This is a genomic window from Candidatus Halobonum tyrrellensis G22 (genome assembly GCF_000495475.1).
GTDB lineage: Archaea > Halobacteriota > Halobacteria > Halobacteriales > Haloferacaceae > Halobonum > Halobonum tyrrellense.
On record NZ_ASGZ01000072.1, the window covers coordinates 1 to 10,500 of the forward strand.

At 60.5% G+C, this 10,500-nt stretch carries 8 protein-coding genes and 1 CRISPR repeat array; all 8 genes read left to right on the forward strand.

Annotation, left to right across the window (positions count from 1 at the left end):
- Positions 1 to 695 precede the first annotated feature (695 nt).
- From cas6 to cas2, 8 genes are read left to right on the forward strand one after another with little or no spacing between them, the layout of a single operon-like run.
- Entirely contained in the window at positions 696 to 1,502 is an 807-nt protein-coding gene (cas6, locus tag K933_RS17210; RefSeq protein WP_080509331.1) for a CRISPR-associated endoribonuclease Cas6, read from the forward strand.
- Positions 1,499 to 3,649, forward strand: a complete 2,151-nt coding sequence (cas8b, locus tag K933_RS17215) for a type I-B CRISPR-associated protein Cas8b/Csh1 (protein ID WP_023396040.1) — start codon at positions 1,499 to 1,501, stop codon at positions 3,647 to 3,649. Before cas6 ends, cas8b begins: the two co-directional genes overlap by 4 nt.
- Positions 3,646 to 4,764 (forward strand): type I-B CRISPR-associated protein Cas7/Csh2, encoded by a 1,119-nt coding sequence (gene cas7b, locus K933_RS17220; RefSeq protein ID WP_023396041.1) that lies wholly within the window; start codon positions 3,646 to 3,648, stop codon positions 4,762 to 4,764. Before cas8b ends, cas7b begins: the two co-directional genes overlap by 4 nt.
- On the forward strand, positions 4,764 to 5,555 hold the full coding sequence (cas5b, locus tag K933_RS17225; RefSeq protein ID WP_049948025.1) for a type I-B CRISPR-associated protein Cas5b: 792 nt from the start codon (positions 4,764 to 4,766) through the stop codon (positions 5,553 to 5,555). The genes cas7b and cas5b overlap by 1 nt, the downstream gene beginning before the upstream one ends.
- Before the next feature lie 19 nt (positions 5,556 to 5,574).
- On the forward strand, positions 5,575 to 8,262 hold the full coding sequence (locus K933_RS17230; RefSeq protein ID WP_049948026.1) for a CRISPR-associated endonuclease Cas3'': 2,688 nt from the start codon (positions 5,575 to 5,577) through the stop codon (positions 8,260 to 8,262).
- The gene (gene cas4 / locus K933_RS17235; protein ID WP_049948027.1) at positions 8,259 to 8,804 is read left to right on the forward strand and encodes a CRISPR-associated protein Cas4; all 546 of its coding nucleotides are present in this window, start codon (positions 8,259 to 8,261) and stop codon (positions 8,802 to 8,804) included. Before K933_RS17230 ends, cas4 begins: the two co-directional genes overlap by 4 nt.
- Before the next feature lie 2 nt (positions 8,805 to 8,806).
- Positions 8,807 to 9,799 carry a type I-B CRISPR-associated endonuclease Cas1b gene (gene cas1b / locus K933_RS17240; RefSeq protein WP_023396045.1) on the forward strand — a complete coding sequence of 331 codons (993 nt, stop codon included), beginning with the start codon at positions 8,807 to 8,809 and terminating at the stop codon, positions 9,797 to 9,799.
- On the forward strand, positions 9,800 to 10,060 hold the full coding sequence (gene cas2 / locus K933_RS17245; protein WP_023396046.1) for a CRISPR-associated endonuclease Cas2: 261 nt from the start codon (positions 9,800 to 9,802) through the stop codon (positions 10,058 to 10,060).
- Positions 10,061 to 10,161: 101 nt separating this feature from the next.
- Positions 10,162 to 10,452: a CRISPR direct-repeat array (repeat unit 31 nt; unit sequence GTTTCAGACGTACCCTCGTGGGGTTGAAGCG).
- Positions 10,453 to 10,500 lie beyond the last annotated feature (48 nt).

Here is a 10,500-nt window from a genome sequence, read left to right on the forward strand (position 1 = left end):
TGTGGGGGTTGAAGCGCACCGCTGGTGTTCGCCGCCGTCATGCTCGCGACGTTACAGACGAACCCTTGTGGGGTTGAAGCTTCCGCTGGGACGGGGACCTCGTAGGACTCGCCAGCGTTACAGACGAACCCTTGTGGGGTTGAAGCATATGATGGAATCCACACACACAGCCGGGGTGGGTTACAGACGAACCCTTGTGGGGTTGAAGCGACCGGAAAAGCGACCAGAGCGGGAAGCGGCAGGGTTTCAGACGAACCCTTGTGGGGTTGAAGCAGGAGCATGCGGAGCTGACCAGAGTAGTAGAGAGGAATCTCGCGCCATGCCGCAAGGTGTACTCCATACTGGTAGAAATAACTAAGTCAGTAGCGAGGAAATAGGGTTGTGATGAAGCCTAGAAGATGATGCTTGCCTCAGGGGAGTAGATATTCCTGGTATCTACTCCGGGCCCTAGGCATGCAAGCACTGCACGGAAATACTGCAATAGGTGGGTATACGCCCAGCACTCATGATGGTTGCGGCTAGACAAGCCACCCAATCTGTATCAGATGAACGCAACAGCGGTTGAAGTTACCAGTATGGGGCTAACATCGTCACAAGTTTCAGATGAACTTCGGTGAGATGGGTGCTGGCATTTCCTTTTGATTAGGGAAAAAGAATAATACCACGAGAATAGATACCTCAATCGACATAACATTGTGAGATTACTAGCACGGCTACATGCACGCGCTGATACCGCATACGATAACGCGTATCACCACAAGCTTCGGGGCCGGATCTGGCAGGCACTCCAGGGCTCGGAGTACGAACAGCATCACGATCAGAACCGTCCACCAGGGTTCAGTTACAGCAACCCATTCCCTCCGGGGGATATGGAGGAAGGGGACGGGCGAACACTTCTGATTTCGGCCCCTCAAGAACAACTACTCGCCGATGTCGCGGAAGACCTGACTGCCAATCGGGAACTCAATATCGGCCAGATGCCGTTCCATGTTGATGAGCTCTCCTCGCTGTCACCGGATGTCGGTGAACCGGGGAGTAGCGGGACTATCGAGACGGGGACCGGACTCCTCGTACGAATCCCGCCGTGGCGCTGTGACGAATACGGGATCGAAAACCCTGGGGAAGAAGCGGTGTATTGGCGACCAGAACACACGATCGAGCCACTGCGGGAGCAGCTCGAAGCGAACCTCGACCAGAAACACGATCTGTTCGGTCCGGAATACCTTCCGGGTCCGAGCGACACGGAGGGCGATCTCTTCGAAGGCTACGAGCTACTGAAGACGTTCGCGGTACCGCTCCAGGTAACCGCAGACCAGGAGCTGACCTTCGTGCTCTCGAAGTGGCAGTTCGACTATACGGTTAGAGATGACAACCATCGACGCCACCTCAATCTCGCACTGGACTGCGGGCTTGGGGAACGAAACGCGCTGGGACTGGGCTTCTGTAACCTGGTCGAGAAACGCGGCCCGTACGGCGAACCCGCGACGGAGGTCCACGGATGAGCCTGCTCCCGGAGCCGTCGACGTTCGAGAAAAAATACGACGACAAGGAGCTGGCGAGTGAGCTCCCGGATCGACCGATCACCTCGCTACGTGATCTCCAGTACGTATACGGCCGTCTGTACACGCTTGCGACCGCCGGCGGCGGTGAGTACGCAGCCTACCTGACGCCAGAGAAATCCACTGACCTGTTCGACGAACCCGAGAGTCTACTCTATCTCCGCGTCGATCTGAGTGGGGACGAGTCTCGCCTTGACCCCGATCAGCCAGTCGGCGTTGAGAGCTACGGCGAAAAGAAAGTCGAAGCAGTTGCCCACTCGTGGTACGACTCCGCACGTGGATTCGACCACAGCATCACCCATCGGACTGGCAAGAACAAGGAGCCCGAAAAGGTCGCGGAGTACCTCCACCAACGACTCACTTCATGGGCTGACGACGACGTAATCCAAGAAGCTACCGCCGATCACGAAGACGGATGGATCGTCGACGCACTCGCCGAGCTCGGCGAGAGTGAGGGCCTTAGAGAACGCATCGAGGCAGCCGTCGATGAACAGCTCGACGGGAAGACGACGGCGCTTACGACCGTCGCAGTCAAACTGGAGCCCGACGGCGAGTATCTCCTCCCAGGTGAGGCAAGCCCCGTATTCAACGAGGCGATGCGGGCCCGCAAGCGATCGAAGCTCGTCTCGAAGGGAGAGGCCACGAACTCCGTGGGTGAAGCGACCGATCTCGTGACCGGCAATCGAGGCCCGACCGTCGGGACAGCTGAAGATCCACTGAACTACTTCCTCGGCAAGCAGCTCGAGAAGTTCCCCGGCTTCGATCCGGACGAGGCGTGGCGGACGCACCCCGTCTCGGAGGATGTCGCAGTGACGCTGATGAACGCAAGTACGTTCGTCGACGCCTGCGACTACTACACGATGGGGGCAAACGTCTACTACCTCCCGTACTTCTTCGGGCGCTTGCAGCCGACAGAGGCCCGAGAGCTCTATCGGATGCTCTATGCCGTCGTACGGGATGAGGAAATGACCCCAATCGAGCGTGTCTATCGGGAGTTCCAGAATGATCCGGCATTACAGGAGTACGGAGAGCGGTTCCGCTTCTACGTCGCGGCCGTGATGAAGCACCAGACGAAGCGATTCGACGTGTTCGGCGATACGCTCGATGGGTCGCTGCTGTCTCCCGTGGAGTTGATCAGCAGCCACATCGACATTCTGGAGTCGCCGCTGTTCGACGTTTATGACGATGCTGAACGGGATACTCCCGAGCTCAGGCCAGCATTCCCAGCGCCAGAGAATTGGGACATCTTCGTGCCTAGCGAACACGCTCTCTTGAGTACTCTCGCAACCGGATGGTACTTCGAACAGACGTTCGCGCTGGCCGACGATGATGACGCCAGCGCCGACGACTATCGGATCCGGGCGCTCGTGGCCGTGCTCTCGGGTGAGTCCCTTGACGTTGAGACGGTGCTCACAGAATACGTCGAGCGACTGCTCGAAGACGAGGGTGAGGGCTTCCCGAGCTTCCGCGTCGCTGCACAGTACGCACAGCTCTGTGCGCTCGCCGAAGCGGGGCTTCTCACCGGGCGCGACGCGTACGAACCGGTCGCAGAGCCGCTACAGTTGACGGACGATCATCCAGCAGACGATATGCAACAGGACACACCAGCCCGGGCTGACGGCGGGAATGTCGCCGCGGCTCGGGAGACGAAGCTCGAACAGTTCCTTGAACAGACGCCAGCGCTCGCAGAGGACCAGCCTGAACGGCGTGGCAGTTTCCTCCTAGGCGCACTGGTTGGTCAAGTGACCGGCTACCAGCAGGTGAGCGAAGGTCGTTCAACGACACTAATCGACCAGTACCCGATCAAGGCCGTCACAGAATCTAAGCTGAAGCGCCTTGCGAGTGATGTACTGGACAAGAACATCGTCTACTCTCGGGAGAACAACATGGCAGGAACGATGTACCGAGAGGTCGTTGACCGATTGGTAACGACGTTGCCCCAGATCGATATCGACGGTGACTGGGAACTCGACACGACGGACCTCCGATTCTACTACTCACTCGGAGTCGCCTACGGAATGAACAACTGGGCGAGCAGCGACGACGAAGAGGTCGACGACCAGCCCGAAACTGCGGAGGAAGAAGCATGACCGACAACACATACGCCGACGACAGCTACGACTCCGTGACGAATCGATCCGAGATCGTCTTCTGCTACGACGCCGTCGACGCTAACCCGAACGGGAACCCCCTAAGCGGGGCGAACCGACCGCGAATCGACCCCGAGACCCAACAAGCAATCGTGACGGACGTCCGGCTGAAGCGTTACCTTCGCGACCAGCTCGACGACGACGGCCACGGCGTCTACGTGCGGAACGTAAAAAACGAAGCTGGGAAGCAGTCTTCGCGCGAAGACCTGCTCGCCGACCGGATGCGGGAGCTAGATCCGGACGAATGGGACCTCGGTGATCTGGACGACGATGAGACTGCGGAACTCCGCGAAGAAGTGTTCGGTACGTTCCTCGACGCCAGCGCCGACGTGCGATATTTCGGCGCGACGATGAGTGTCGATATGAAGGGGAGCTACGAGGGGTTCGAAGACTATCTTCCGGACCACTTTACCGGTCCCGTCCAGTTCTCGCCCGCGAAGACGCTCCACCCCGTGACTGAGAACGAGGAGTACAACAGCCTCACGAGCGTTATCGCGACCGGTGAGGGGAAAGAGCAGGGTGGATTCGACCTCGACGACCACCGCATTCAGTACGGCTTCATCGCGTTTCACGGACTGGTCGATGAGAATGGTGCCGCCGACACGAAGCTCTCCGAAGCCGATGTCGAGCGTCTTGACACTCTCCTGTGGCGCGCGATCAAGAATCAGACCATCAGCCGGAGCAAGGTCGGCCAAGAGCCACGGCTCTATCTCCGTGTCGAGTACGAAGACGAGAGCTTCCACCTCGGTGGTCTCACCCGGGACCTCGATATCGATGAAGAACGTTCGTCACCTGTCGACGAACTCCGGAATGTCCGGGAGTTCACGCTCGATGGGACCGATCTCGTCTCCCGCCTGGGTCGTCACGCCGACCGTATCGCCCGCGTTCGTATCGTCGCCAGCGACGTGCTTGACGTGACCGTCGAGGACGAGGTCTACACGGCGGGCGATGAGGCCGGCGAACACGGCTTCTACGACGTGCTCCGCGAGGCTGTCGGCGACGCGGTCGAGGTCGTCGACGTCTACGATGAAGCTGCTGCGACGATGCCCGAGTGATGGCCCAAGAGTCACTCGAGAGCTGGACCGACGAAGTCGACGGGCCCTCGGAGACGTGTTTCTCGTTCGAGCTCCGGGGAGAGTGGGGCCACTTCCGCCGAGTCGAAGGGAACCTCGTCAAACAGACCTATCGGATTATTCCCCGGACGACCGTCGCCGGCCTCGTCGCCGCGATGCTTGGGTTGGACCGAGACAGCTACTACGAGGCGTTCGGTCCTGACGTATCGGCAGTCGCGGTGGAGCCAATAACTGAGCTCCGAACGATCAATATGCCGATGAACACGCTGTCGACCGCCAAAGAACATATGACGACGATGCCCAGCCGCGGGCATGCACGGATCTCGATGCCGGACCCGTCGGAACTCCGTCAGCAACACAACTACGAGGTGCTCGTTGAACCGGCCTACCGGATCGATCTCCAGCTCGCAAACGACGATCTCCGAGATCGGCTACAGGACCGACTCCGCGACGGGACGTCCTACTACCCGCCGAGTCTCGGACTCTCAGAGCATCTCGCAGAGGTCACGTATCTCGGCGAGTTTGAGGTAACGCCACAGGAGTGCGAGACCACCGACGTCGATTCGGCGGTGCTCGAAGCAGTCGACAGCGTTGAGCTCTCCCCTGAGACGGAGGTCAAAGTCGAACGTTCACCGGCATTTATGGCTGCCGACGAGGGTGGCCGGACGACGACGGCGTTCCAGTCGGTCGCGTACGCCACTGGAGCGGAGCCGCTTCGTGTACAGGATGTCGAGACCGATGAGGTCGACGGCCGACGGGTGATGTTCTCGTGAGTTGTGAGGGAACGTAGCCATGGCCGACTTTACCGACCGGCCATCACACATCGGACCGGATAAAGAGAGGATCCCGCTCAAGAGACACCTCGACGACGTTCGAGAGCGGGCCGGATGGCTCGTCCCTGACGACGCCGAGACGCCAGCAGGGAACTCACTCGCCGAGTTAACGGGAGTTGTGGCGCAAGTCCACGACTTCGGGAAGCTGACTTCCTGGTTCCGTGAGCACCTCCTTTCGGACGACGCGCAGCCGGACGGGCCGAAGCACCATGCACCGATCTCGGCGTTGCTTGCTCATTACGCGCTGGAGGCACGCGGGTTCGGCGGTGCGGACCCGCTCATCGGGTTCCTCTCAGTTGCTAAACACCATGGCCAACTTCCAGACGTTGCTCCATATGTCTCACAGGCGGCCGCAGATAGCGCTCAATCCCCTCTCAAGCGACTCTTCCGAAGCGACGCATATCGACAGGCGAAAAAGATCAACGAAGAAGTTCCGGAGCTCGCTGAGACGGTTCTTGATCAAGCGACCAACAACTCAGGATCCTGGGGGTCGTTTCTCGAATGTGTTTCCGAGGGAGAGCAGGCTGAGAAGTACCGAACGATCGCCGAACACGCCTGTGGAGGGTTAACCCTGTCTCCAGAGCCGGAGAAACTGCCCCCCGGTTTCTACGAGTCGACGCTCCAGGTCTGGAGCGCGCTCGTCTTCGCCGACAAGGCGAGCGCGACGCAGCTGTCGACCGGGATCGAAATCGGCCGAGACGCCTATCGGTCGACACCGCCCAAACAGCGGGAGATCGATGCCTACATCGACAAACTCCAGACGGAGAACGCCGAGATGGAGCTGGATCCGCGCACGGAACAGATGAACGAGCGGCGTGAGAAAGCTCGACAGGAGGTTCACGCTCGCGCCAAAGAGTTCGTCGACGACGACCGGAACGTCGCGACGCTGACGCTCCCGACGGGCATGGGGAAGACACTCACCGGACTGGACGCCGCCTTAACCGTGCTCGAGGAGAGCGACATGGAGTCGAGCCCGAATGTGGGCCGTCTCGTCTATGCGCTGCCGTATACGTCCATTATCGATCAGGTGGCCGAACAGAGCCACGAACTGTTCGGGACCGGCGAGAGAGGCGAACGGCTCACCGTTGACCACCACCTTGCGGATACCCTCGTCTCGCCGCCGGACGAGCCCGAATCAGTCGCCGACGACGCCGTCGAGAACGTCGCCGCTCTCCTCGGCGAGAGCTGGCGGTCGGGGATGGTCGTGACGACGTTCGTCCAACTGTTCGAGAGCCTCGCCGGGCCGACGAACGCCCGCTCGATGAAGCTCCCCTCGCTGTACGGGAGCGTGGTGGTCCTCGACGAGCCGCAGGCGCTGCCGCTCGAGTGGTGGCCGCTCGTGGACCGACTGGTCGAACTGTTGACCGAGGAGTACGGGGCGTCGGTGATCGCGATGACGGCCACCCAGCCCGAACTCCTCTCTGCGGGCGACCGAGAGCCGTTCTCGCTCGTCTCGGACCCCGATCCGTACTACGACGAGCTGGACCGGCTCGACTTCGTGCTTCACCCGTCCGCGGTCGCGATGCTTCCCGGGCAGAACGAGACAGGGGGCGAGACGAACGACGACGCGGAGTCGGCAGCGCTCCCCTACGACCGAGCTGGCGAGCTCGTTGCGGCCCGAGCCGACGACGGCGATTCGGTGTTGGCGATCTGCAACACGATCGACAGCGCGCGCGAGCTCGTCGAGTCCCTGGACGACAGAACGGTATCGCTGGACGTCAACGAGGTGTACGACGAACTGCTCGACGACGCGGACGAATCGACCGAATCGATATCGCCCGAGCAAACGCGTGCCGAGGCAGTCCGTCGACAGCGACCGGGGCAACCGCTGTTGGTCCACCTCACGACACGCCACCGGCCGTGTGACCGACGCCACCTCATCGACGTGGCGTCCGATCTCGCCGAATCAGGTGAAGCAGTGTTGTTCGTCGCCACTCAGTTGGTCGAGGCGGGCGTCGACGTAAGCTTCGACGAGGTGATCCGTGATTTCGCGCCGATGGACAGCCTCGTACAGGCCGCGGGTCGGTGTAACCGGTCGTACGACCGCAACCGTGGGCGCGTGACAGTCTGGCAGCTCGCGCCACCACCGAACCGCGAGACGACGCCTGCAAGCGCGGTCTACGGCCGGGGAGAGAGTCTTACCAAACTGACTGGGCAAGCACTAGCAACGATCTACGACGGGGAACCGATGCCTGAGCCGGATGTCACTCGAAGCGCCGTCAAGCACTACTTCGACCTGCTCGAGGGTCGCGGCGTCGGCGCCGACGAGTACGTCGAGTTCCTCGAGCGGGCGGAGGCCGAACAGCTCGGGCGACTCTCGCTCATCGACGAACGCCCTGCCGTCGACGTGATCGTGACGAGAACGGCCGAAGAGCGTGAGACAGTCGAACAGATTCGACAAGCGTTCCGGGAGTACCGGTGGGAAGAGCTCGACGACCTCGTCGAGTCGACCGCGGACTGGCAGGTCTCCATTCCCGTCTATCCCGGCGACGACGACACGATGGAGAAACTCGCTGCGTGCGAGCCGTTGTTCCCCGACACCGACCGGCTGGTGCTCGACGGGCGCCCGGGACGGCATGACGGCTACTTCGACGCTACCGACGGCGTCGTCATCCCCGACACGAGTGTGGAGGCTCGGTTGCTGTGAGCGACCCTGTCTCTCGACTGGTGGCGACAGCCCAGGGCGACGCCGTCGACGACCCGTTCCGCGTTACCGGCGTGATGATGCAGTACTACTACGTCTGTGAACGCGAACTCTGGTTCGAGAGCCGGAACGTCGAGATCGACCGGGAGAACGCGAGCGTTGCCCGAGGGACCCACGTCGACGAGTCCTCCTACGGCGACCGTTCTCAGGAGAACCTTCGACTCGGGATGATCGCTCTCGACCTACTGGAAGACGGTCGGGTGGTCGAGGTGAAACCCTCCTCGACGCTGACTGAGCCAGCGCGGATGCAGCTCTCGTACTACCTCTGGTACCTCGACCGGGTACTCGGCGTCGAACGTGAGGGCGTGTTGGCACACCCGACTGAGCGTCGACGTGAGGACGTCTCCCTCGACGACGATCGGCGCGACAAAGTCGAGTCGGCGATCCGGGGGATTCACGCGGTCGTGACCGCGGACAGCCCGCCGGAAGCTACTGAGAAACCGTACTGCGAGTCGTGTGCCTACCACGACTTCTGTTGGGTCTGATCATGGACAAGAACTACCACATCTTTTCGGACGGGCGCATCGAACGGAGCGAGGACACGATCCGGCTGGAGACAGCGGACGGCGAGAAGAAACACATCCCCGTCGAACACGCCGAAGCGATCTACCTGCACGGACAGATCGACTACAACACGCGGCTGATGTCGTTTCTCAACGACCACGGCGTCGCCGTACACGTTTTTGGATGGAACGATCGCTACGCGGGATCGCTGATGCCCGAACGCGGCCAGACGAGCGGTCGAACCGTCGTTGAGCAGGTCAGGGCGTACGACGATCCGGAGCAACGGCAGTCTCTCGCCGCTTCGTTCGTCCGTGGGAGTATCCACAACATGCGGACGAACGTCACGTACTACGACAGTCGGGAGTACGAGCTCGGGGACGTAATCGAGAATTTGGACGACGCAACTGCACGTATCGGCGACGCTGCCGATATCTCAGAGCTCATGGGCGTGGAAGCGACAGCCCGCCGGGCGTACTACCGGACGTTCGAGGCGGTTCTTCCTGACTCGTTTGCGTTCGATGGTCGAGAGTACAATCCACCACCGAACCCGGTGAATGCGCTCATCTCGTTCGGGAACAGTATGGTGTACGCAAACTGTGTCTCAGCAATCCGTGCTACCGCGCTCGACCCGACCATCAGCTATCTTCACGAACCGGGTGAGCGCCGGTACTCGCTCTCGCTGGATATTGCCGACCTGTTCAAGCCTGTGTTGACGGATCGGCTACTGTTCAGACTGGTCAACCGGAAGCAGATCAGCCGAGACGATTTCCGAGACGAGGTTGGCTCCTGTCTACTCAACGAAGAGGGGCGAACGACGTTTCTGAAGGAGTTTGAGCAGACACTTGAGCGAACAGTCGAGCACCCGACGCTGAACCGGAAGGTGAGCTATCAGTATCTGCTTCGCTTGGAGGCGTACAAACTAAAGAAGCACCTGTTGACCGGCGAGTCCTACGACTCGTTCAAGCGGTGGTGGTAGATGTACGCCATCGTCGTCTACGACATGGAGGCCGATCGGACTCAGCTGATGCTGAAACTCTGTCGTCGATATCTCGTTCACGTCCAGAACTCGGTACTCGAAGGCGAGATTTCGGAAGGCGACCTGACGACATTGAAAGGGGAAATCGAAGACCTACTTCAGGAGGGGGAGTCGGTTATGGTCTATGAGCTTTCCTCGGACAGCTTGTTGAATCGGGCCGTATATGGGGACGATCCGACCGAGGACAGTCGGTTCCTCTAACTGATGTCGACCCCCCCGGGGTTTGGGGGGGATTGCAGGTCGACGAAAATGATGAAGTGTATTCCTCTGGTAGAGGTGGTATGGTGGGCAAAATCACCATGGTTTCAGACGTACCCTCGTGGGGTTGAAGCCGCCACCGACGGCGTTGTGTCGGTTCGCCTCCATCGTTTCAGACGTACCCTCGTGGGGTTGAAGCGCCTTCGGGTCTCATCTCGGCGACGTAAACGCGAGTTTCAGACGTACCCTCGTGGGGTTGAAGCGAGTTGGGCGAGTACCTCCTTGTGCTTCTTGATGCGGTTTCAGACGTACCCTCGTGGGGTTGAAGCGTCCCGACATGAAGAACATCCTCGTGCATGTCCAGGTTTCAGACGTACCCTCGTGGGGTTGAAGCACCGGCCGGACCTTCGAGCCGTTTACGCGGACGCGCGTTTCAGACGTAC

What these genes read in the sequence shown, in the direction of transcription:
- cas8b (WP_023396040.1), top strand. Translation starts at nt 1,499, where the DNA reads ATGAGCCTGCTCCCGGAGCCGTCGACGTTCGAGAAAAAATACGACGAC.
- cas7b (WP_023396041.1), top strand. Translation starts at nt 3,646, where the DNA reads ATGACCGACAACACATACGCCGACGACAGCTACGACTCCGTGACGAAT.
- cas5b (WP_049948025.1), top strand. Translation starts at nt 4,764, where the DNA reads ATGGCCCAAGAGTCACTCGAGAGCTGGACCGACGAAGTCGACGGGCCC.
- K933_RS17230 (WP_049948026.1), top strand. Translation starts at nt 5,575, where the DNA reads ATGGCCGACTTTACCGACCGGCCATCACACATCGGACCGGATAAAGAG.
- cas1b (WP_023396045.1), top strand. Translation starts at nt 8,807, where the DNA reads ATGGACAAGAACTACCACATCTTTTCGGACGGGCGCATCGAACGGAGC.
- cas2 (WP_023396046.1), top strand. Translation starts at nt 9,800, where the DNA reads ATGTACGCCATCGTCGTCTACGACATGGAGGCCGATCGGACTCAGCTG.